The sequence below is a fragment of the uncultured Marinococcus sp. genome (genome assembly GCF_947493875.1).
Lineage (GTDB): Bacteria > Bacillota > Bacilli > Bacillales > Marinococcaceae > Marinococcus.
Genome location: NZ_CANLSU010000005.1, coordinates 249,838 through 271,991, shown reverse-complemented (window position 1 = coordinate 271,991; position 22,154 = coordinate 249,838). Strand labels below are relative to the sequence as shown.

Here is a 22,154-nt window from a genome sequence, read left to right as displayed (position 1 = left end):
CATTTGTGTGATTATTAATGACTAGGTAATTACTATTAATAATTATACTGGACTATTAATATAAAAGAAACGGCAACAGGCAAAATATTCTAAAAAATATCACGTAGTACATTTGCCTTGCTCAAATAGAAAGGGGTGAGTACATGATTGAGATGCATGCCCATATTCTTCCCGGCTTTGATCACGGCCCAAACACGATGAAGGAAAGCCTGGAAATGGCCAGGCAGGCAGCGGCCGCCGGTGTCAGCATTATTTACGCAACGCCTGGATACCGGTATCCGTCGTATGATTTCGGGGCCGTTTTCGTGACAGAGGCGGTAAAATTTCTGAATTTTCAGCTCCTGAAAGCACGGATTCCGGTCCGCGTCCGCTCGGGTCAGGAAATCACCCTGTACGGCGGAATGGAAATCGATTTGGAAAGAAAAAGGATTCTGCCGCTGGAGCATACCAATTATGTACTCGTTCATATGAATGAAACCCACAGCTTTTTATACGTCCGGCAGATGCTCAAAAAACTGTACAATCACGGGTTCATTCCCATTCTTTCATCGCCGGAGCGGCTGCAGATGTTTCAGAAGAAGCGCGGGGGGCTTGAGACGCTTGTGAATGAAGGAGCAGCCGTGCAGCTCAGTGCGGGAGCACTGCTCGGCCGTGATGGGAGAACCGACCGGCGCTGGGCGAAATATTTTCTAAAAAAGCGGCTCGTGCATTTGTGGCATCGAACGCCTGCAGTGCATATGACGAGCCATTCTGCCTGGATCAGATGCATCGGCAGTTTGCCCGGATGAACCGGCTCGATGAATGGGAGCGGATGCAGAAAAATACGCATCTGCTGCTGGAAGGGGGAAGGGTCACACCGCCGGCACTGACGCTGTAATAGCCCCGGCAAAGAACATAATCCGTATTGACGAGGGGACTGAAGGGGGAGATGGTTTTGCACCAGCTAGTAACATCCAAAACAAGACTGCGGCTCGTAATGAAGTTTTATCTGACAGAGGAGGAAACGTATCTGCGTGAGCTCGTGCGCGAATGCAAGGAGTCAACAAATGCGATCCGCCTCGAGCTTCGGCGGCTGTATGATATGAATTTAATTACCGACCGCTGGGTCAAAAACCGACGCTACTATAAAATCAATAAAGATTACTACCTGCACCTGCAGATGGAGTCGCTCATTAAACAGTACTTATACTGGGACGAGCTGCATGAGAAGCTGAAGGGAATCGACTGGAAGACCATCTACATTACGCCTGATCCGAAACGGAGCTCGCCGGTGGAATACGTGATCGAAGTGGAGGAAAACTCTCCGCACTGGGGGAAGCAGTTTTATCTCGGAGAGGGGACGACGGTGACGTTCGCAACGACTTCCATGCTGAACCATATTGAGCAGGTGCTGATAAGCGTAGGCAGGCAAAAAGAAAAGGTTTCATAAAAGGAGGCCGCCGGGTTGGATAAACAGGCGAAAATTTACGTAACCAATCATCAGGAGAGGGCAGGCAGCGCCATTTATCACTACCTGTTAAAGCAGGGATACGAAAACGTGGTTGTGCGTACCGGCATGGAAGCGGGAAGGGAAAGCATTCAGGCCATGAATACATTTTTCGCAGAGGAAAATATCGAGTATGTGCTTATGACAGACGGCTATGAATATGCAGAATCAAATGCGAAGGCAGAGCTGCAGGCGAGGCGCTGGCACCAGGCGAACGTGCTCGAGGCCTCTGCCCGGTATAACGTGAAAAAGCTGCTGTATGTCGGCGACATTCACGTATATCCGAAGTACACCCCGCAGCCGCTGAAGGAGACATTTCTGCAGCGGGGGATCATTGATGAGGTATACGCGGAACAGACGCAGGTGACCAGGGAGGGCATTGCTCTCTGCCGGGCCTACAACCGGGCCTCCAACACAAATTTCCATATTGCGGTGGCTCCGCGAATGTATACCGCAGCAGACATGAACAGGCAGGACGGCATGGTAGCCGATGCGATGCAGCGGTGCATCCGGGCCCGGGACCAGTGGCAGTCGAAGGTGGAAATTCCGGAAAAAGAACCCGCCTTCCAGGAGCTCATCTACGGCGACGATATGGCCTCCGGCTGCGTGTTTGTAATGAATCACTACAATGAAAAGGGCCCGGTCAATATCGGTACCGAGCGGGAGGTGAGCGCAAAGGAGCTCGTCATGCTGATCAAGCGGATTACCGGCTACAGAGGCGCCGTATTTTTTACAGGCTCGGGATCCGGCGGGATGAGGAGAAAGACGCTCGACACGTCAAAAATCAACCGGTACGGCTGGTACCCGGAAGTATCGCTTGCCAAAGGGCTGCAGGCTCTGCATCAATGGGAAATAGAGAGGGACCGCGCCGGCCGGGCGTAAGGGCGCTCCCTGCAAGGAATGAATCGAAACAGATACCTGGGGGAACGCCGGATGATCGATATACACACACACATTCTGCCAGGGCTCGACCACGGGCCGGAGGCAGTAAACGAAAGCATTGCCATTGCAAAGGAAGCCGTTGCAAACAATATTCAGACGGTTTTTGCCACACCGCATTACCGGCCCGGCATCTATGAAAATGACGGTCTGACCGTGAAGGAAGCCGTGCTCGATTTTAATACGAAGCTCCGGGCCGAAGGCATTCTGCTGCATGTCAAAAGCGGCCATGAAATTACACTGCATCAGGGGATGACAGATGACCTTTTATCCGGGCAATTACTTCCGCTTGAAGACACCAATTATGTACTTGTGGAAATGCAGACCGGCGACACCTTCGCACGTATTAAAAGGCTGTTTTATTCCATGCAGCTTGAGGGCTATATTCCAATCATGACGCATCCCGAGCGGCTGGCCGGGTCCGCCGAGACAGACGACCCGCTGTATTATTTCGTTTCCCACGGGGCGCTTTCGCAGGTGAGCGCGGAGACGGTCGCAGGAAAACGCGGCCGCAAAAAACAGCGGTTCGCCCTGAAACTCCTGCGGAAAAACCTGGCTCATTTTATCGCTTCACAGGCAGACAGCGTGCCTTTTCGCTTAAAGCCTGCCTACGAACAGACCGCTGCAGCTCTCGGCCTGAAAAAAGGCCGGGAGCTGCAGGAAAATACCAAGCGCCTGCTGGTCGGTTCGCCGGCGTTTGTGGACCCGCCCGAGCCTCTGCACAAGAAACGTGCTTTTTTTAAACGAACGTAAGGAAATTCTGTCCAAAATTTCAGGAAACAAGGAGGAAGGCAGATGCGATTAGTCCTGTTATCCGGAGGGTCTGGAAAACGATTGTGGCCATTGTCCAACGATACGAGATCCAAACAGTTTCTCAAGGTGCTCGACGGGCCGGACGGCCAGAAGGAGTCGATGGTCCAGCGGGTGTGGAGACAGCTTGAAGCATGCGGCCTTGCCTCCTCGGCGGTGATCGCCACCTCGGAATCACAGAAGGATCTGATCAGGCGCCAGCTCGGGGAAGAGGTTCCTCTGGTGATGGAGCCGTCGCGCCGCGATACGTTTGCGGCTGTGGCCCTTGCAGCGAGCTACCTGTTTTCTGTCGAAAAAGCGTCTCCGGAGGAAGTGATTGTGATGCTGCCGGTAGATGCCTTCGTAGACAATTCGTTTTTTGAAAATTTTAAACTTTTGGAACGACTGATTCAGGAAGGCACGAGCAGTATGGCTCTGATGGGCGTGCGGCCGGTATACCCATCCACCAAATACGGCTACATTGTGCCGGGCGGCCAGAATAAGCAAACCGGCGTTTTTACCGTCAGAGCCTTTACGGAAAAGCCGGACGAAGCAACCGCAAAGCGGCTCATCGATAAACAGGCGCTCTGGAACTGCGGCGTGTTCGGCTTTACGATGAATTATCTGCTTCGAATTCTCAAGGAGGAGCAGCTGCCGTTTGAGTACGAGCTGCTTAAAAGCCAGTACCATACCATCCCCGAGATCAGCTTTGATTACCGGGTTGTGGAGAGGGCGGAAAAAATCACCGTTTTAAAATACGAAGGCGACTGGAAGGACCTTGGCACGTGGAACACGCTCACCGAGGAAATGGCCGCGAATCAGACCGGGAAAGGCATCATTTCCGAAAGTTCGGTCAACACCCATCTCGTGAATGAGCTCGACATTCCGGTTGCGGTCATTGACGCCAGCAATATGGTGGTTGTCTCGAGTCCCGACGGCATCATTGTCGCAAGCAAAAAAGCGAGCTCACAGATTAAAGAACTGATTAAGGACTTCCGCTACCCGCAGATGTACGAGGAGCGGCTGTGGGGATGGTCACGGGTGCTCGACCACGCCAAGTATCCGGACGGCCAGATGATGATCACAAAACGTATTCTGTTGGAAAGAGGAAAAAATTCAACGCTTCACTATCACCATAACCGCGACGAGGTGTGGACGGTCGTGCGCGGGGAAGGCGAAGTTGCGGTCGACAACCATATGCATCGCATCAAAGCGGGCGACGTGGTTCATCTGCCGGCGGGCACAAAGCACGCGCTCCGGGCCACCATTGACCTTGAAATAGTGGAGGTACAGACAGGCATCGACATCAGCGACGAGGACACCGTCCGGATCCATGACACGTGGGATGATGTGCTCCGTGCCCACAACGGCTCCGCCGCTAAGTTCATTAAATAGTTTTCCTGAAAAATTTTCGGTCATGTCTCCTGCACCGGTATCACGCGGAGGCACTCGGCAGTGCTAAGGGCTTCTCTAAAAGCCTTAGACGTTGATCGTCAACAGCGCTGCGTGAGGAGAGGTTCAATGCCTCCGGTTTACCTGCGGCAGCTGCGCATACAAAGCTGCCGCAGATGAAAAGACAAACTATTGGCATTCACACTCCAGCCATCTGTTTTGAATAGATGCAGATACTGCACAACGCCAAAATCTTATTGGAAAAGAGGAGCTCCAGTGGAAAAACATGCGTGTATATATGTGGCCGGGCACCGGGGGCTTGCAGGCTCCGCGATTCTGCGGAAGCTGCAGAGCGAAGGCTATACGAACCTGGTGTACCGGACGAGCAGCGAGCTCGACTTACGAAACCAAACCGAGGTAGACGCTTTTTTTCAATCCTCTTCGATAGATTACGTGTTTTTAGCAGCCGCTAAAGTTGGCGGCATTACCGCGAATAATGATTATCCGGCGGATTTTATCCGGGATAACTTATATATTCAAACAAATGTTATCGATGCGGCCTATAAGTACAACGTGAAAAAGCTGTTGTTTTTAGGCAGTACGTGCATTTATCCAAAACATGCCCCGCAGCCGATTAAAGAGGAGGCGCTCTTAACCGGAGCACTTGAGGCGACGAATGAACCGTACGCGATCGCAAAAATTGCCGGACTGAAGATGTGCGAGTCCTACAACCGACAGTACGGCACCCGTTTTATCGCCGCGATGCCGACGAACCTGTACGGAAAAAACGACAATTTTGACCTGGAAACGTCGCACGTGCTTCCGGCACTGATGCGGAAATGCCACGAAGCAAAAGTAAACGGCGACCCAACAGTTGAAATATGGGGCACGGGCGAGCCGCGCCGCGAGTTTATGTATGCGGACGATCTGGCTGATGCTTGCGTCTTTTTGATGAACGAGTACGACGGCACGGACATGGTGAACGTCGGCACCGGGCGGGATCTTTCCGTCCGGGAGCTCGCCGAAACGCTTAAAGCTGTTACCGGCTTTGACGGCGAGTTTGTATTTAATACCAGTAAACCTGACGGCACATTCCGTAAACGCACCGATGTCACCAGGCTGCACGGCCTCGGCTGGCAGGCCAAAACGCCGCTTGCCGACGGCCTGGAAAAAACGTACGACTGGTACACCAGCCACGCGGCACAACCAAACAAAGGAGCTGCTTCCCTATGACAAAATCAGCACTTATTACCGGCGTGACCGGTCAGGACGGCTCATACCTGGCGGAGTTTCTGCTCGAAAAAGGCTACACCGTCTACGGCCTCCGGCGCCGGACGAGCACCCCGAACTTTGAAAACATCGAGCACGTGAGAGACCAGGTTGAATGGATCGATGGTGACCTGACCGATTTGTCCTCTCTCATCAGCGCCGTCCAGCAGTCGCAGCCGGACGAGGTGTACAACCTGGCCGCCCAGTCATTTGTTGCCACCTCGTGGCCGCAGCCGATCGCAACCAGCCAGATTACCGCTGTCGGCGTCGTCAATATGCTCGAAGCGGTCCGCATCGCCAAGCCGGACGCTCGCTTTTATCAGGCCTCAAGCTCGGAAATGTTCGGCAAGGTGCTCGAGACGCCGCAGACGGAAACGACGCCGTTCTGGCCCCGCAGCCCGTACGGAGTGGCGAAAACGTACGGTCACTGGATTACCGTCAACTACCGGGAAAGCTTTGATATGTTTGCCTGCGCCGGCATTTTATTCAACCACGAGTCCCCACGGCGCGGAATGGAATTTGTGACCCGGAAGGTGACGGACGCCGCTGCCCGCATCAAACTCGGACTGCAGAGCGAGCTGCGGATGGGCAACCTCGATGCCAAGCGTGACTGGGGCTATGCCGGTGACTACGTAAAAGCCATGTGGCTCATGCTGCAGAGCGACGAGCCGGATGACTACGTGATCTCGACCGGCGAGACGCATACGGTCGAAGAGCTGGTGGACATTGCCTTTCAATACGTGGGCCTCGACTGGCGTGACTACGTGGTGACCGATCCAAAATTTGTCCGGCCGGCCGAGGTGGACCTTCTGCTCGGTGACTGCTCGAAGGCAAAGGAAAAGCTCGGATGGGAGCTCGAAGTCGGGTTCCGGGAGCTGGTGGAAATGATGGTGGAGAGCGATTTGAACCATTACGGCAGCCATCAGAAGGTACGGACCATCTACCGTGAAACCTCTTAAGAAGGTGCTTGCCGTCAGCATTTCCGGCAAAGCCTTCTACACCGTTCTGGACCAGGCGGCGCTGAGCGGCGTGAATTTTACGATCGGCCTCGCGTTTGTATATTTCAGCTCTCCGGAAAATTACGGATTTTATACGATGTTTATGGGCGTGTTCTTTCTGTTTTTAAGCGTGCAGAACGCGCTGATTAACACGCCGATGATTGTGCTTTCCCCAAAGCTGGAAGACGGGGATGCCGTCCTGCTCCGGCGCAGCCTGTTTGCGATGCTTCTGCTGTTTCTGGTGGTGGTATTTCTTTCAATGATGGTGATCACCTTTTTCAGTGGGATCACCGGCGCCGACGGCACGGCCCTCTGGGTGCTGCCGCTTGCGGTCTGCCTGCTTCTGCTGCGGGAATACTTCCGCACGGAGGAATACGCCCAGCTGCTGCCCCAGAAAGCACTCAAACGGGACAGCGTCTACGCCGTGGCGGCGCTTGTGGCGATTGGAGCAGCCGTATATGCCGATATAGTGTACGTTTCGCTGATGTTTTTGATCACCGGCGTTGCGTCGCTGCTCGTGTCAGCCAGGAAAATGTATCAGTTTACGGTGCATCTGCCGCCGAAGCGCGTAATCCGGCAGAAGTTCCGCGAGACATGGAAGCTCTCGCAGTGGAGCCTGTTCGGGGCTACAAGCAGCTGGCTGCAGGGAAACGTCTACCTGCTGCTGCTTTTTCTGATGCTCGGCGTTACCGAGGTCGCCTATATTGCGGCTGCGAAGCTGTTAATGACGCCGATCGTGCTTATTATCACCAGCTGGAGCAACGTGATGCGCCCGCTCCTCAGTAAAGCAATGGTGCGCGAGCGCCCGGGCCGGGCGGAGACGTTAATGTATCAGGGGATGGCTGCCTCTGTCGCCATTCTGCTAGTGTATACGCTCGTGTTGATGGCCGGGCTCGCCGTTGTGCCTTCCGAAGCATTTCCGGAAGCGTACCAGGGCATTCAGGAGTACGTGCTTTTATGGATGCTCGTGTTTTTGTTTCAGCTCATCCGCGTGAACTATTCCAATTATTTTCAGTCCGCGCTGTTTTTCAAAATGCTCGCCAAGTCGGGCATGGTCGTTGCTGTCATCACGGTAGGCATGACCGCTGTGACGGTCCAGGCGTTCGGCGAAGCAGGAGCGCTCGTCGGGCTCATGCTGAGCGAGCTGCTGTTCAGTATTATTCTGCTCCTGAAAATGAAAGCCGGTGTTCCCGTCGTGGAAAAGAGGGAGGAATAAATGAAGCTTGCGGTATGCATTATTACGTATCAACGTCCGGAAGGATTACATGCGCTTTTAGAGGGTATTGCTGCCCAGCAATGGAAGCAGTATCAGCCTGAATTAACCGTGGTGGTCGTCGATAACGACCCCGGGGGAAGCGCGGCCAAGGTGCTCCCGATAAACTATCCGTACCCGCTCATCTACGAGGTGGAACCCAAAAGGGGCATACCGGCGGCACGTAACACGTCGGTCCGTCTGGCCGGGGATGCAGATTTTGTCGTATTCGTTGATGACGACGAAACGCCGGCGCCCGACTGGCTCGAGCAGCTGCTTGCTGCCCGTCACGTGTACGATGCAGACGTCGTTGAGGGCAAGGTCGTAAGCGTGTTTGAGCAGGAGGCCCCCGAATGGGTCATCCGCGGTGGTTTTTTTGACAGCCTGCAGCGGCGCACCGGGGATCCGATCCGCCGGGCAGCGACCAACAACCTGCTGATGCGCAAAAGCATATTCAACCGCTACCGGTTTAACGAAGCGCTCGCGCTGACTGGCGGCTCCGACACGTTTTTATTTACCGAGCTGGAGCGCGAGGCGTATACGATGATCTGCTCCGAGGAAGCGGTTGTCTACGACCTTATTCCCACCACGCGCACCACCCGGCAGTGGGTGCTGCAGCGGGCTTACCGCTCAGGCAATACGCTCGCGATCTGCACCGGCGCGAAGGCGAATGCACGAAGGGCGAAGGCGGGCCGGGCCATCGTCGGGAGCGGCCGTATCATACAGGGGGTTCTCCTGTACGTGCCGGCGCTGCTGCGCTGGGAGCACGAGCGGGTCAAAGCCCTGCAGTACGTGTATATGGGCGCCGGTAACCTGGCCGGACTGCTCGGGATCAAGTATTTGGAGTACCAGAAAACCCATGGCAGATAAGTGAGGTACGCCGATGTTTACGAAATATGTTCTCGTATGTGTACAGATCATTGCGCTGCTGCTTTTAATAAACGGCAATCCGGCGATCGCGGTGGCGTCCAATCTGTTGATCATCGTTCATTTTATTTATCATCTGCGGAGGTTCAAGGCCGTCATGCTCCTGGTGGTGTTCATGAGCACGTACTACATGAACTTCGCCTACGTGTATTACGGCGGCTATAAAACCACGTACTACGACGTCTACTTTTATCCGATGTATTACGACAAAACGCTTCTGATTATGTCGCTGTTTCTGCTCGTGCTTTATCTATTTACCCAAAAGCCGGAAGCGCCGGTCTGTATCGCCGACCGGCTGGAGCGGAAATCCAACTGGGCACTGTATCTCGTGAGCCTGGCCGCGATTACGGTTATTATCGTGCTCGGGAAATCAGGCGAAAACATTTTGGAATCGGGCGGCTACGGGATGAATTCCACCGCCACGTTCGGCAGCCTGGCGATATCGGAATACGTGGTGCTGTTTATTATTCTCGGCTATTACTATTCCAGAAGCATTCCGTATGCGAATGTGCTGCTGCTCGGGCTGTCGTTTTTGTATATTGCCAAAATGATGCTCTTCGGCGGCCGGATCGAAGCGCTCCAGGTCGGGATGCTGCTGTTTATCCTGTTCTGGGAAAAGCGGCTGTCGCCTGTGATGATGCTTTCCGGGGGCGGCATCATTTATTACGTGTTTATGGTGTTTGGCCGCATCCGGGCGGACATTTCGTTTTACCTGCAGAACCCGGAAAATATTAACTTCGGCCTCACCAGCTACTCCGAGGGCAGCTATATGCCAAGCAACGCCGGCGAAGTACTGTACAATTCCACCCTGTTTTCGGGGCTTCTGCAGGACGGCCTGCTCGGCACCGGCGACCGGCTAGCCGCAGCGGCGGCGTTTGTCATGCGGATCTTTCTTCCAACAGGCCGCATTCCATTTGAACAGGCCGAGCTTAGCAATTACCTGTCGGAGATGTCACCGGCTGGGGGCGGCGGATTTATTGCCAGCTACTTTTTCTACTTTTTCGGCTTTGCCGGAGTGGTGGTCATCGCTATTTTGATCGCCTTGCTTTTGAACAGCCTGGCAAATGCCCGCCATCCGCTGTTTATTTTCGCCGGCATCATCGTCCTCACCACCTTTCCCCGCTGGCTCGCGTATGACCCGATTACGATGTTTAAAATGTCGTTTTATATGATCATTACTGCTGTGCTGTACGCGGTGGTCCATGAGCTGATGGCTGAAAAGCCGCCCCAAAAGCGGCCATTTCTGGTAAAACCTGAGGAGGTGAGAGCATATGCGCACAAAAGCGGCGCTCGTCGGCCAGTTTCCCCCGCCGGTACACGGTTTGTCAAAGGCTCTCTTCAAGATAGCCGACGCAAAAGAGCTTCAGGCTGATTACGATATGCAGACGATCAACCTTACCAATAACAAACGTATTTTTTCAACGATTCGAAAGCTTGTCACATCCGACTGTGATTTCTTTTATTTTACGATTGCCCATTCGAAGGGCGGCAACGCCCGGGACCTGCTCCTGCTTGCAATCATGCTCGGGAAAAGGCGCCCGGTTATTATTCATTATCACGGCGGCTACTTTAAACAGCTGCTCAGCAAAATGAATCCGCTGCAGCGGAAGCTGAACGAACGGCTGCTTCCGAAAGCAGCCTGCGTGGTCGTGCTGAGCGAGAGCTTAAAGGCATTGTTTCAGCCGATTATCCCCGACGAAAAGCTCGTTATCTGCGAAAACTTCGTGGAAAAGGAAGCGCTTCTCACCGAGGAGGAGCTGGAGAGGAAAATACAGACAATGAACGGCAAGCACGTGCTGTTTTTGAGTAACTTTATCGCTTCCAAGGGCTACCTGGACGTACTGAAGGCGGCGAGTTTGTCGAAGGACCATCCGGAAATGACCTTTCATTTTGCGGGTGCTTTTTTTGACCCGAAAGAAGAAAAGCGGTTCCAGGCGATGGTGGATGAGCACGAGTTAACCAACGTCGTGCTTCACGGCGTGGTTGGCGGCGAAGCCAAAAAAGATCTGCTGCGCACGTGCAACGTGTTTATTCTGCCCACCTACTACCCGAATGAAGGCCAGCCGATTTCGGTCATCGAAGCGATGGCCAACGGCCTCTCGGTCGTGACCACAAAGCACGCCGGTATTCCGGATATCGTCAAAGAGGAGAACGGCTATTTCGTTCCCAAGCAGGCACCGCATGCCATTGCCCGGCTGCTTCAGGACATCAGCGTCCGGGACCTGCAGAAAACGGCGCGGGTTAACCGGACGTACGCCCTGCGTTCATTTAAAGAAACAGACTATACCGAACGGATCCACCGGATATTTCAGCGGGCGCTCCCGGCAGAAGCCTCGCCGGAAGCAGCCGAATCCTCAGCAAAGGAGAAGCTTGGATGAAAAAACTGGTGTTTGTGATCAACTACTTTTACCCGGACCTTGCTTCCACCGGTCAGCTGATGACCGAGCTGTGTGAAGAGCTGGCGGATGACTTTACGATTACCGTCATCGCCGCCCAGCCCGGCTATGCAGGCACAGGTGCCGAAAAAACGTCTCCGCCCGCGCCGGATTATTACGGCTCCATTAAGGTGGTGCGTGTCCCGCTCCCGCCGGTTGATAAAAACTCGAAGGCGAGCCGGGCCAAATACGTGGCACTGTACTTTACACGGGCCCTGCGTGCCCTGCAACGGGAAAAAGACGTGGATCTTGTGTACACCATCTCGCAGCCGCCGGTGCTCGGCGGCCTGCTCGGCACGCTCGGCAAGGTCCTCAAGCGGGCCAAACACGTGTATAATATTCAGGATTTTAACCCGGAACAGGCCGAAGCGGCCGGCTACGTAAAAAACCAGACGGTGCTCCGGCTGGCAAAGGCCGTCGATACTGTTAACTGCGCCTTTGCTGATCATGTGGTTGTCGTCGGCGAAGATATGCGCACCACGCTCCGCCGCCGGTTCGGCAAGCGAAAGGCGCCCATGCATAGCGTCATCAACAACTGGACGAACGAAAAAGAGCTCGTGCCGCTCGACAAAACGCATCAGGTGGTCCAAAAATTTCTGAAAGCTCACGGCCTGGAGAACAAATTCATCGTCATGTATTCCGGCAATCTCGGGCTGTATTACGACCTGGAAAACCTGATCCGGCTCACCAAAAAGTTCCAGAGCTATCCGGATGTGAGTTTCGTGTTTATCGGCGAAGGGGCGAAAAAGGCAGAGATGCAGGAGTTCGTAGCCAATCATCAACTCACGAACGTACTGTTTCTGCCCTACCAGCCGCTGGAATTCATCAAGTATTCATTAAACGCTGCGGACATTCATCTGGTGGTGAACCAGAAAGGGATCAAGGGCGTGTCGGTGCCAAGCAAAATCTACGGCGTCATGGCTGCCGGCAAACCTGCGATCGGCGTGCTTGAAGCAGGCAGTGAAGCGGAAAAGCTGCTGCGGGTAAGCCGCTCGGGTCTCGTGGCAGAGCCGAAGGATTACGAAGCGGTGGAGGAAGCGATCGCAGCCATGTATCATATGGACACCGAAGACCGACAGGCGATGGGACGTGCCGGCCGGGCATACCTGGACCAGCACCTAACGAAGGAGGCATCAATCGGAAAGTACCGCACACTGTTTGGGGATCTGACGCGCGAAAAGCACGCAGCCGTAGTGCCGGGAACAAAGGCAAAGCCTTCATAAAAATCCAATCGGAAGGGGAACATGCGGATGGAAACAAAACGACAGGCTGATGGCATTGTGAAGGAAGTCCGCCAGTTGCTGGAGCCCGTAAAGACGAAGCGGTATTACGGAGCAACGAAGCGTCTGGCCGACCTTGTTTTCGCCTCCTTAGGTATTATTCTTCTTGGCTGGCTGTTTGTGCTGACCGCCCTGTTTATCAAGCTTGAAGACCCGAAGGGCCCGGTATTTTTTAAACAGACCCGCTGCGGAAAGGGCGGCACACCGTTTACGATGTATAAGTTCCGTTCCATGACGACAGATGCCGAAGCGAGGTGGGAGGCGCTGCAGGATCAAAACGAAGTAAGCGGACTGATGTTTAAGATGGCCGAGGACCCGCGCGTGACCAGGGTCGGCCGGTGGATACGCAAAACGAGCATCGACGAGCTCCCACAGCTGTGGAACGTGATCAAAGGCGACATGAGTCTCGTTGGCCCGCGTCCGCCGCTCCCGCGTGAGGTGAAATACTACAGTGATTATCATATGCAGCGGCTGAATGTGAAGCCGGGATGCAGCGGCCTCTGGCAGGCAACGGCCCGCAACAGTGTTGGCTTTGAGGAAATGGTACAGCTCGATCTCCTGTACATTCAAACGCGCAGCACCGTGCTTGATATGAAAATTATCATCTGGACCTGCCTGAATATGGTATTAAAGAGAGACGCAAGCTGAAGCAGGAGACAGACAGAAAGGAGCATCCGGATGAAAATTGCCTTTGTCACAAATTTACGGGCCCCGTACCGGACGCTGCAGTGGAACGAATTCGCCCGTATACCGGACGTCCAGGTGACGGTTTATTACACTGACCGCCCAAGTAAAAACCGGGCCTGGAAGATGACCGCGGCCGAAGGGTATAAAGAAATCGATCTCCCCGGCGTCGAGCTCAGCAAAGCAGGACGGATGAACGCCGGTCTGCACCATATCGTGAGCACCCATGATCTGATAGTGATCGGCGGGTATGAAAAGCCAGCGTATATTGCGCTCAGTCTCCTGTGCCGGATGTACCGAAAGCCGTACGTGCTTTTGTATGACGGGATCAGTACGTCCCGGCTGCAGGACGCGCCTGATGGCTATAAGCATAAACTAAAATCACTGGTGATTGACCACGCCGCTGCCGTGTTTGGCAACGGCGAAGTGAGCCGGCGATACTTTGCCGAGGTGTTCGGCTATCCGGAGGCGCGCATCTACAACCAGCACCTGGCGGTGGACGGCCGTAAGATTCAGGAAATCGCTCGGCACCGCGATTATCATCGGGAAAAGCTGCGAAACAACTACGGCCTCAATCCGGAGGAGCAGGTGCTCGTGTATTCCGGCCGGCTGATCGCGATTAAAAATATGGCAACGGTGATCGAAGCGGTCGGCACGATGACAAACCCGGTGACCGTGTTTGTCATCGGGGGCGGGAAGCAGGAGGAGGAGTTGCAGCAGCAAGCCCAAAGGGCTGGAGTAAAGCTTATCATCACCGGATTTCTGTCCCGGCAGGAGGACGTGTTCGAGCATTATATGCTCGGCGACGCGTTTATTCTTCCCTCCCTTATAGAGCCGTGGGGGCTGGTCGTGAACGAAGCGCTGGCGGTCGGTCTTCCGGTCATAGTGTCAGAGCGCTGCGGCTGCTCTCTGGATTTAGTCAAAGAGGGCGTAAATGGCTACACTGTCGATCCAAACGAAAGCGGGCAGATAGCGAGTACGATAGAGAAAGTATTTACGGTTCTGAACCGCAAAGAAGCTGCCGGAGAAGCATGGCGGCTGACGGAGCAGTGGAGCTTTGAAGGTTCACGGGCATCATTCACGGAGCTGCTCGAATACGTACAGAAAACGCACCTGACGCCAAGTCAAACGCCAAGGAGGGCCGTATGGAAAAAACCATGAGCGCAGCAAAGGTGCTGACTGTCCTGAAAAAATACGCTCTGGTGATCGCGGCCTTCGCTGTTATCGGAGGAATGGTCGGTGCGGCGTATACGTACCTGTTCATGACGCCGGTGTACGAAGCCCGGGCACAGATCCTCGTGAACCAGGAGCCGGAGGAGGGTGCAGAGCCCGGCACCGGACTGGAGGCGAACCTGGCGTATATTAACACGTACAACGTCATTATTATGAGCGCGCCGATTCTTGAACAGGTCATCGAGGAGGCAAACTTGAACGAAACGGTGGAAGAGCTGCAGTCCCAGATTACGGTTGCCGGGGAAAATGAATCGCAGGTAGCGTCGATTACGGTGGAGGACACGGATGCGAAAATGGCAGTTTCGATCGCCAATACGACAGCCCGAGTGTTTGAACGCGAAGTGCCGCAAATTATGAGCGTGGATAATGTCAGCGTGCTGGCACCAGCCAAATTAGCCGACGCGGAGGAACCAGTATCGCCGCAACTAATTTTTAGTATGGGGCTTGCTCTATTGATCGGCGCGATGATCGGCATCGGATTTGCATTCGTACGCGAATACTTTGACCGGACGATTAAAGAGGAAGAGGATGTTGAAAACAACGTGGGTCTGCCTGTTCTTGGAACGATTGCATTTATTTCCGATCAGAAGCAAAACCGGACAGAAGAAGTGATTGAACTGGAGGACATTACGCAGCCTGACAGTGAAAGCCCAAAGGTTTCCAAACAAAAAACTTCATAACGAAGCAGAAGCTGACTGAAAAGGACGTTTCGTGGCACGGTCACGAAACGTCCTTTTGGCCTGGATATATAAATACAAAAAGAAAGTTTTTGAAATTACCTGGCAAATAACCTTCATATCCCTGCGAAAACAGCCGAAACAATGAGTAGAAATAAAACCGGCTTCAAGTATTTTCCCGCTCGTTTGAAGATACCTGTTAAAATCATCGCCGCCAGAGGAGGAAAATCGTTGCTGCATCAATTAGTCACATCAAAAACAAGATTACGGTTAATCGTGAAGTTTTTTTTATGCGAGGAAGAAACGTATTTAAGAAGAATTGTCCGCGAGTTCAACGATTCAGCCAACGCCATACGCGTGGAATTAAAGCGGCTAAGCGAGATGGAGCTGATTACCGGACGCCCGGTACAGAATCGCCGTTACTACCAGGTGAATAAAGAGCATTACATGTACGTAGACATGAACCGGCTCATCCGCAATTACGTGCAGTGGGATCAAATGCAGGAGCTGCTCGAAGAAACCGAATGGCAGAACGTGTATATGGCTTCAGAGGAACAGCCGCCGCACGGGCTGGAATACATCGTCGAAGTGGAGGAAGATTCCCAGGAAGCAGGCAAGCAGGTGCTGCTCGGAGAGAATATCAAAGTTACCTTCGTGCCCCCCGACACAGTCCACACGATGGCGCAGACGCTGATTATGATTCACCGTTTTGATCTTGGTGCAGCTGACGTCAAACCGCAGCTATCATAGAACTACATAGAATATAAAAAGCCAGCCTGCCGATGATCTGATATGCTCTCCTTTAAGTAGACAGATGAAATAAATCATCTGTTTTGCTTAGAGGGGGAGCATTTTTTATGTCTTATCGAGGGTATACGAACGAGCAGAAAATAGCGGTGATTCAGGCTTTTCACCAACGGACGGAGAGGTTGGAAGATTTTTGTGATCATTGGGGTATTCGCGAAACAACGTTAAGGGATTGGATTAGTCGGTACGAACGCTATGGAGCCGAAGCACTGACGAAAGCCACCCAGTGGAAGCGATATTCCCAGGAACAGAAGCAAGAAGCCGTGGAAGCGTACCTGAACAACGGGATATTATTCATCTCTACGGCATTTCGAGTAGATCCGTGTTTCGGAGGTGGATTGTGCAGTATCATGAAGGGACCCTACTATCTAAGAAACGAGGAGGTTCCCCGATGATACACGCACGCTCCACCACCTGGCAGGAACGAATAGCTATTGTGCAGGATTACCTGGCCCAACAGAAGAATTACCGCCGTGTCGCCGAGCAGCATCAGGTTTCCTACAATCAAGTATACCGATGGGTCCAGAAATACGAGCAGGGCGGCTGGGAGGCCCTGGAGGACCGTCGCGGACACTCCCGGCAACCCAAAGTGTTAACCAACGAGGAGCAAGCCAAACAGGAGAAACGGCGGATCGAGAAGGAAAACGAACAATTACGCATGGAGAATGCCTTTTTAAAAAAGCTCCAGGACATCGAAAGGAGGGATCGCTGACGCGGGTACGTTATGCGTCCCGGTTTCAAGCCATTCAGGAGCTGCAGGAGGAACAGGGGTTTCCGGTGCAGGCGTTGTGCCGGATCGCTGGGGTTTCCCGGGCGGCCTATTATAAATGGCGGAAACGCACCCCCACGGCGGAGGAAAAGCACAATGAGGCGCTGATGGTGCTCGTCCGTGAGGTACAGACCCGGGTGCGGGGCATTTATGGGTACCGGCGGATGGCCCAACACCTAACCCGGGAGCTGGGGCAGCCGGTCAACCGGAAACGCCTGTACCGGCTCATGAAGATCTACGATCTTCAGGCCGTGATCCGTCGGAAGAAGAAACGTTCGCCGGCAGCTTCGCCCCAGCACGTGGAGGCAAACAAACTCAACCGGAACTTTCAGGCTTCGCAACCCAATGAGAAATGGCTGACGGACATCACGGAATTCGTGGACGCTACCGGACGAAAAGCGTTTCTCAGCACCGTATTCGATCTGTACGACAAGTCGATCGTTCATTATGAAATCAGCCCGCTTAATAATAATCAACTGGTCTTTCAGACCATGGAACAAGCTCTTCGAGCTTGTCCGGGCGCCCAGCCCATGATTCACAGCGACAGGGGCTTCCAGTACACCTCGCGGGGATTTAAGGCCATCGTGGAGGCCCACGGCCTGGACCACAGCATGTCGCGGGTGTCCCGGTGTCTGGATAACGGACCCATGGAAGGGTTTTTTGGCACGCTGAAATGCGAAGAATACTATCTGCCGTACTCGTTTTATGCCACCTATGAGGACCTGGTGAAAGCGATTCGTCGCTACATTCGGTTTTACAACCACCAACGATACCAGGAACATTTAAACGGCTTGACCCCGATAGAATACCGGAATCAAGCCGCTTAAGAGTTTTACTTATTTTCATTGTCTACTTGACGGGGATCAGTTCAATCGTCGGCAGGCTGGCTTTTTGGTGTTTAATGATTGGAATTGTTTTTGGACGCTGACTGCACGGAAAAGTATTCCGGATAATAGTTCTTATACCATTCCACGAATTTGCCGATGCCCTCATCAAGTGAGGTAAGTGGTTTGAATCCGACCGCCTTCTGCAGGCTGTCGATGTTTGCGTATGTTGCCTGCACGTCTCCCGGCTGCATCGGCAGATATTCCTTCCGCGCTTCCATGCCCAGATGCTTTTCCAATGTTTCGATGAATTCCATCAGAGCGATTGGCTGGTTGTTGCCAATATTAAAGACCCGGTAGGGTGCATAGCTTGTCGACGGATCCGGATTTTCGGCATCCCAATAGTTGTCGCCGGTCGGCACAGCCGGAATCAGGCGCACAATGCCCTCCACGATATCGTCAATATACGTAAAGTCCCGCATCATATCGCCGTTGTTGTACACTTGGATCGGCTCCCCGTTCACGATTTTGTTCGCAAACTTGAAATAGGCCATATCCGGCCGCCCAAGCGTTCCATATACGGTAAAGAACCGCAGACCGGTCGTCGGCAGGTCATACAGGTGGCTGTACGTATGTGCCAGCAGCTCGTTGGATTTTTTCGTCGCTGCGTACAGGCTGACCGGATGATTTACCCCGTCCTCCGGGGAGAATGGCATTTTTTGTTTGCCCCGTACACCGAACTGGAAGACGCGTAAATCAGATGTTCGACCTGATGGTGACGGCACATTTCCAGAATGTTTGAAAACCCGACAATATTGGATTGGATGTATTTATCCGGACGCTCCAGGCTGTAACAGACGCCCGCCTGCGCCGCCAGGTTGATGACAACAGTAATCGTATATGTATTGAAAATCTCCTGAAGAGCAGAAGCGTCGGCCAGATCCAACTCATGAAAGTGAAATTCGTCGTGTTTTTCCAGGCGCTCCTGTCTGCTATACTTTAGGTTCACGTCATAGTAATCGTTATTGTTATCAACCCCGACGACTTCATAGCCTTCTTCCAGCAAACGTTCCGCTGTATGCATGCCTACAAATCAATTATTTCTTATCACTATATTATATGTAAATCCCGTTATTAACTTTTAATTTATTATTAATTGCTCTTGGGGAAGGACACACACTTATTAATTAATTAACTTTTATTGTGAAATAAATGAAGGAGATCTATGTTATGAATTATCAAATAGGATGAGACTAATAAACGGTGAAAAAATAATAATTTAGGATGTTTTTCCTAAAAAATTGAATTTGACTGTTGAAATTATTGCCAGTTAAGAGGAAAATAGCTTTGTAATAAGTATTCAATTACAGTTTTAAACTTTATGAAATATTACCCAAAACACATAATGAAATAATTAATGTATAATAATTTGTAAGTTAACTCAAAAAGATTGAGATTGTTAATGAATAGTGTTCGTTAAATACATAAATAGATATAACACTTTGGTTATAATAAATGCGCGGAAACAAATCAGAGGATTATTTATTACTTACAAGAAGGAGTAGAGAAAACTATGGGGTTAAAGCAAAGGCTGTTGGCTTTAGTTTGCTTAGATTCAGCTATTGTTATTTTTTCTATATTCATTTGCAATTTTATACTGGCAGCTGATATACGTCCTGTCGATCGCGTTTTAGTTACTAGTGCAATCATATTACTTATTGTGCACCATGTTTGTGCTTATTATTTTAAACTTTATAAAAAAGCATGGGAGTATGCGAGTGCAAATGAAATTAAATCTATTGTGTACGCTATAACTATTTCTGTAGGAGTTACAGCTTTAATGCAAATGGTTGCATTCCAAGAATTTTATGCACGCACTTTAATTATGACTTGGATGGCTCATGTTATTTTGATTGGCGGTTCAAGGATGGTATGGCGTCTTTACCGTGATACATATATTACTAACAATAAAGATGGAAAAAAAACATTGATCGTGGGCGCAGGTTCGGCAGGGACTATGGTAGCTAGGCAATTAAATCAAGAGACAAATTCAGGATTGCTGCCTGTCGCTTTTTTAGATGATAATCCTTCCAAGCATGGGTTAGAAATTATGGGTATGCCAGTATTCGGAAGTATAAAAGATGTAGAGCAAGCAGTTGAAAAATATTTCATAGAACACATTATAATTGCTGTACCTTCATTAGAAAGCGAAGAATTAAATCAAATTGTAAATGTATGTGCAGAGACGAAAGTTAAAACACAAACCTTACCGCGTATGGAAGACATTATGCTGGGTAAAGTAGAAGTAACTCAATTTAAAGATGTGGACGTAGAGGATCTATTAGGGCGCGAGCCTGTGGAATTAGATGTAGAAGGAATTGCAGATTCTGTTACTAACAAGCGTGTATTAGTTACAGGGGCTGGCGGCTCTATTGGATCTGAAATTTGCCGTCAGATTGCCCGCTTTTCCCCAAAAGAAATTATAGTACTTGGTCATGGAGAGAATAGTATTTACTCCATAGAGATGGAGTTAAAAAATAGCTTACCAGAACTAAATGTTTCCACAGAAATTGCTGATATTCAAGATAAAGATAAGATGTTTCAAATTTTTAAAAACAAAAAACCTCAAGTAGTTTTTCATGCAGCGGCTCATAAGCATGTGCCGCTTATGGAACGTAATCCAGAAGAAGCTGTAAAAAATAATATTTTAGGTACTAAAAATACCGCAGAAGCTTCTGATCATGTAGGTGTTAATACATTCGTTATGGTATCTTCCGACAAAGCGGTGAACCCAACAAGTGTAATGGGAGCTACGAAACGTTTAGCGGAAATGATTGTTCAACATATGAATAAAGTAAGTAAAACGAAATTTGTAGCTGTACGTTTTGGTAATGTCCTTGGGAGCCGCGGGAGCGTTATTCCTCTATTTAAAAAGCAAATACAAAATGGAGGCCCTGTAACTGTAACAGACCCTGAGATGGTTCGTTATTTTATGACTATACCTGAGGCCTCGAGGCTAGTAATCCAGGCTGGAGCTTTAGCGAAAGGGGGAGAAATGTTCGTACTTGATATGGGCGAGCCAATAAAAATTGTAGACTTAGCTAAAAACCTTATTAAACTTTCAGGTTATACAGTTGAAGAAATTGGAATTAAATATAGCGGAGTCAGAGTTGGAGAAAAGTTGTATGAAGAGTTATTGGGTAAGGAGGAAGTACATGAGAATCAAATATATCCTAAAATTTATGTGGGAAAATCGACAAATTTAAACACAGAAGTAATTACTCGTTTCTTGAATGAATTTAATAATGTTGAGCGAGAAGAAATGAAAAATGAGCTATTAGAAATTACTAATAATAGACTTTTTGTGAAATAAAAATCACTATTAATAGATTACAAATAGGAGGTATCAATTTGGGCTACCACAATATAACATTTGAAAAGACAACAAAATTTTTAGTCACAGGTGGAGCAGGTTTTATAGGAGCTAATTTATGTGAGAAAATTCTAAATTTAGGTGCTGAAGTTATTTGCTTCGATAATTTTTCAACTGGGAGTAAAAAAAATATTGAAAACTGTCTTAACTCGTCTAATTTCACATTAATAGAAGGAGACATAACTAATTTTGATGAATGTTTATCTGCTTGCACTGATGTTGATTATGTATTACATCAAGCAGCTTGGGGGAGTGTACCAAGAAGTATCGAAATGCCTTTAAAATATGAAGAAATAAATATAAAGGGAACGTTAAATATGTTAGAAGCTTCAAAACAAAAGAAGGTTAAAAAATTTATTTATGCTTCAAGTTCTTCTGTTTATGGAGATCACCCTACTTTGCCAAAAGTGGAAGGAGTAGAAGGGAAGGTACTTTCTCCTTACGCGCTTACAAAAAAAGTTAATGAAGAATATGCTAGACTTTATTTTGAAGTTTATGGATTAGAAACTATTGGTATGAGATATTTTAATGTTTTCGGAAGGAAACAAAACCCCGAAGGTGAATATGCAGCGGTTATTCCGAAATTCGTCAAAAATTTATTAAAGAATAAAGCTCCGACCATAAATGGTGATGGAAAACAATCTAGAGATTTCACTTATATAGAAAATGTTATAGAAGCTAATTTAAAAGCTTGCTTAGCTCCAAAAGAAGCATCTGGGGAAGCTTTTAATATAGCTTTCGGTGGACAAGCTGTTTTGACCGAAATGTACGATAAGATTAGAGAGTTATTAAATAAAGATATCCCGCCTTATTTTGGGCCAGAAAGAGCTGGTGATATAAAACATTCAAATGCTGATATTTCTAAAGCTAAAGAACTGTTAGGTTACAATCCTTCATATAGTTTTGAAGAAGGAATTGAATTAACTATAGACTGGTATAAAAAGAATTTAATATAAAAAT

21 protein-coding genes and 1 pseudogene are annotated in these 22,154 nt (G+C 50.3%); 21 read left to right on the top strand and 1 reads right to left on the bottom strand.

From position 1 onward, the window contains the following. The first annotated feature begins 143 nt into the window (after positions 1 to 143). The 19 genes from Q0757_RS11790 (at position 144) to Q0757_RS11700 (ending at position 17,764) form a co-directional block, all read left to right on the top strand. The gene (locus Q0757_RS11790; protein WP_298787547.1) at positions 144 to 788 is read left to right on the top strand and encodes a CpsB/CapC family capsule biosynthesis tyrosine phosphatase; all 645 of its coding nucleotides are present in this window, start codon (positions 144 to 146) and stop codon (positions 786 to 788) included. A 146-nt stretch (positions 789 to 934) separates the two neighbouring features. After that, on the top strand, positions 935 to 1,429 hold the full coding sequence (locus Q0757_RS11785; RefSeq protein ID WP_298787545.1) for a winged helix-turn-helix domain-containing protein: 495 nt from the start codon (positions 935 to 937) through the stop codon (positions 1,427 to 1,429). A 15-nt stretch (positions 1,430 to 1,444) separates the two neighbouring features. Then, entirely contained in the window at positions 1,445 to 2,368 is a 924-nt protein-coding gene (locus Q0757_RS11780; RefSeq protein ID WP_298787543.1) for an NAD-dependent epimerase/dehydratase family protein, read from the top strand. An 18-nt stretch (positions 2,369 to 2,386) separates the two neighbouring features. After that, on the top strand, positions 2,387 to 3,178 hold the full coding sequence (locus Q0757_RS11775; RefSeq protein WP_298787541.1) for a tyrosine-protein phosphatase: 792 nt from the start codon (positions 2,387 to 2,389) through the stop codon (positions 3,176 to 3,178). Positions 3,179 to 3,220: 42 nt separating this feature from the next. Further along, positions 3,221 to 4,609, top strand: coding sequence for a sugar phosphate nucleotidyltransferase (locus tag Q0757_RS11770; RefSeq protein ID WP_298787540.1), 1,389 nt, complete (start codon positions 3,221 to 3,223; stop codon positions 4,607 to 4,609). Positions 4,610 to 4,882: 273 nt separating this feature from the next. Beyond that, a complete protein-coding gene (locus Q0757_RS11765; protein WP_298787538.1) occupies positions 4,883 to 5,839 on the top strand; it encodes a GDP-L-fucose synthase in 957 nt (318 codons plus the stop codon). Further along, a complete protein-coding gene (gene gmd / locus Q0757_RS11760; protein WP_298787536.1) occupies positions 5,836 to 6,834 on the top strand; it encodes a GDP-mannose 4,6-dehydratase in 999 nt (332 codons plus the stop codon). The genes Q0757_RS11765 and gmd overlap by 4 nt, the downstream gene beginning before the upstream one ends. Then, positions 6,821 to 8,089, top strand: coding sequence for a lipopolysaccharide biosynthesis protein (locus tag Q0757_RS11755; RefSeq protein ID WP_298787534.1), 1,269 nt, complete (start codon positions 6,821 to 6,823; stop codon positions 8,087 to 8,089). The genes gmd and Q0757_RS11755 overlap by 14 nt, the downstream gene beginning before the upstream one ends. Further along, the gene (locus Q0757_RS11750) at positions 8,090 to 8,995 is read left to right on the top strand and encodes a glycosyltransferase family 2 protein (RefSeq protein WP_298787532.1); all 906 of its coding nucleotides are present in this window, start codon (positions 8,090 to 8,092) and stop codon (positions 8,993 to 8,995) included. Between the two features lie 13 nt (positions 8,996 to 9,008). Continuing rightward, a complete protein-coding gene (locus tag Q0757_RS11745) occupies positions 9,009 to 10,424 on the top strand; it encodes a hypothetical protein (RefSeq protein WP_298787529.1) in 1,416 nt (471 codons plus the stop codon). Beyond that, positions 10,324 to 11,430: a glycosyltransferase family 4 protein gene (locus Q0757_RS11740; protein ID WP_298787527.1), complete on the top strand. Its 1,107-nt coding sequence runs from the start codon at positions 10,324 to 10,326 to the stop codon at positions 11,428 to 11,430. Before Q0757_RS11745 ends, Q0757_RS11740 begins: the two co-directional genes overlap by 101 nt. Then, complete coding sequence (locus Q0757_RS11735) at positions 11,427 to 12,710, top strand: glycosyltransferase family 4 protein (RefSeq protein WP_298787525.1); 1,284 nt, start codon at positions 11,427 to 11,429, stop codon at positions 12,708 to 12,710. Before Q0757_RS11740 ends, Q0757_RS11735 begins: the two co-directional genes overlap by 4 nt. A gap of 27 nt (positions 12,711 to 12,737) precedes the next feature. Beyond that, positions 12,738 to 13,415, top strand: a complete 678-nt coding sequence (locus Q0757_RS11730) for a sugar transferase (protein WP_298787523.1) — start codon at positions 12,738 to 12,740, stop codon at positions 13,413 to 13,415. 30 nt (positions 13,416 to 13,445) lie between these two features. Beyond that, positions 13,446 to 14,612, top strand: a complete 1,167-nt coding sequence (locus Q0757_RS11725; protein WP_298787521.1) for a glycosyltransferase family 4 protein — start codon at positions 13,446 to 13,448, stop codon at positions 14,610 to 14,612. Next, positions 14,597 to 15,364, top strand: coding sequence for a YveK family protein (locus Q0757_RS11720; protein WP_298787519.1), 768 nt, complete (start codon positions 14,597 to 14,599; stop codon positions 15,362 to 15,364). Before Q0757_RS11725 ends, Q0757_RS11720 begins: the two co-directional genes overlap by 16 nt. Positions 15,365 to 15,592: 228 nt before the next feature. After that, positions 15,593 to 16,111, top strand: coding sequence for a winged helix-turn-helix domain-containing protein (locus Q0757_RS11715; RefSeq protein ID WP_298787517.1), 519 nt, complete (start codon positions 15,593 to 15,595; stop codon positions 16,109 to 16,111). Between the two features lie 107 nt (positions 16,112 to 16,218). Next, on the top strand, positions 16,219 to 16,563 hold the full coding sequence (locus Q0757_RS11710) for a helix-turn-helix domain-containing protein (protein WP_298787515.1): 345 nt from the start codon (positions 16,219 to 16,221) through the stop codon (positions 16,561 to 16,563). Next, complete coding sequence (locus tag Q0757_RS11705; RefSeq protein ID WP_298787513.1) at positions 16,560 to 16,880, top strand: helix-turn-helix domain-containing protein; 321 nt, start codon at positions 16,560 to 16,562, stop codon at positions 16,878 to 16,880. The genes Q0757_RS11710 and Q0757_RS11705 overlap by 4 nt, the downstream gene beginning before the upstream one ends. Next, entirely contained in the window at positions 16,820 to 17,764 is a 945-nt protein-coding gene (locus Q0757_RS11700; protein WP_298787608.1) for an IS3 family transposase, read from the top strand. The genes Q0757_RS11705 and Q0757_RS11700 overlap by 61 nt, the downstream gene beginning before the upstream one ends. A gap of 71 nt (positions 17,765 to 17,835) precedes the next feature. Here the strand turns inward: Q0757_RS11700 and Q0757_RS11695 are convergent. Further along, positions 17,836 to 18,845, bottom strand: a pseudogene (locus Q0757_RS11695) (NAD-dependent epimerase). 489 nt (positions 18,846 to 19,334) lie between these two features. Between Q0757_RS11695 and Q0757_RS11690 the strand changes: the two are divergent. Both Q0757_RS11690 and Q0757_RS11685 read left to right on the top strand, forming a co-directional pair. Further along, entirely contained in the window at positions 19,335 to 21,134 is a 1,800-nt protein-coding gene (locus tag Q0757_RS11690) for a nucleoside-diphosphate sugar epimerase/dehydratase (RefSeq protein WP_298787511.1), read from the top strand. Between the two features lie 38 nt (positions 21,135 to 21,172). After that, positions 21,173 to 22,150: an SDR family oxidoreductase gene (locus tag Q0757_RS11685; protein WP_298787509.1), complete on the top strand. Its 978-nt coding sequence runs from the start codon at positions 21,173 to 21,175 to the stop codon at positions 22,148 to 22,150. Positions 22,151 to 22,154 lie beyond the last annotated feature (4 nt).

Bases quoted from the DNA above. Each gene is read 5' to 3' on its own strand.
- Q0757_RS11720 (WP_298787519.1), top strand. From the start codon at position 14,597: ATGGAAAAAACCATGAGCGCAGCAAAGGTGCTGACTGTCCTGAAAAAA.
- Q0757_RS11790 (WP_298787547.1), top strand. From the start codon at position 144: ATGATTGAGATGCATGCCCATATTCTTCCCGGCTTTGATCACGGCCCA.
- Q0757_RS11710 (WP_298787515.1), top strand. From the start codon at position 16,219: ATGTCTTATCGAGGGTATACGAACGAGCAGAAAATAGCGGTGATTCAG.
- Q0757_RS11705 (WP_298787513.1), top strand. From the start codon at position 16,560: ATGATACACGCACGCTCCACCACCTGGCAGGAACGAATAGCTATTGTG.
- Q0757_RS11690 (WP_298787511.1), top strand. From the start codon at position 19,335: ATGGGGTTAAAGCAAAGGCTGTTGGCTTTAGTTTGCTTAGATTCAGCT.
- Q0757_RS11740 (WP_298787527.1), top strand. From the start codon at position 10,324: ATGCGCACAAAAGCGGCGCTCGTCGGCCAGTTTCCCCCGCCGGTACAC.
- Q0757_RS11750 (WP_298787532.1), top strand. From the start codon at position 8,090: ATGAAGCTTGCGGTATGCATTATTACGTATCAACGTCCGGAAGGATTA.
- Q0757_RS11725 (WP_298787521.1), top strand. From the start codon at position 13,446: ATGAAAATTGCCTTTGTCACAAATTTACGGGCCCCGTACCGGACGCTG.
- Q0757_RS11735 (WP_298787525.1), top strand. From the start codon at position 11,427: ATGAAAAAACTGGTGTTTGTGATCAACTACTTTTACCCGGACCTTGCT.
- Q0757_RS11730 (WP_298787523.1), top strand. From the start codon at position 12,738: ATGGAAACAAAACGACAGGCTGATGGCATTGTGAAGGAAGTCCGCCAG.
- Q0757_RS11745 (WP_298787529.1), top strand. From the start codon at position 9,009: ATGTTTACGAAATATGTTCTCGTATGTGTACAGATCATTGCGCTGCTG.
- gmd (WP_298787536.1), top strand. From the start codon at position 5,836: ATGACAAAATCAGCACTTATTACCGGCGTGACCGGTCAGGACGGCTCA.
- Q0757_RS11775 (WP_298787541.1), top strand. From the start codon at position 2,387: ATGAATCGAAACAGATACCTGGGGGAACGCCGGATGATCGATATACAC.
- Q0757_RS11770 (WP_298787540.1), top strand. From the start codon at position 3,221: ATGCGATTAGTCCTGTTATCCGGAGGGTCTGGAAAACGATTGTGGCCA.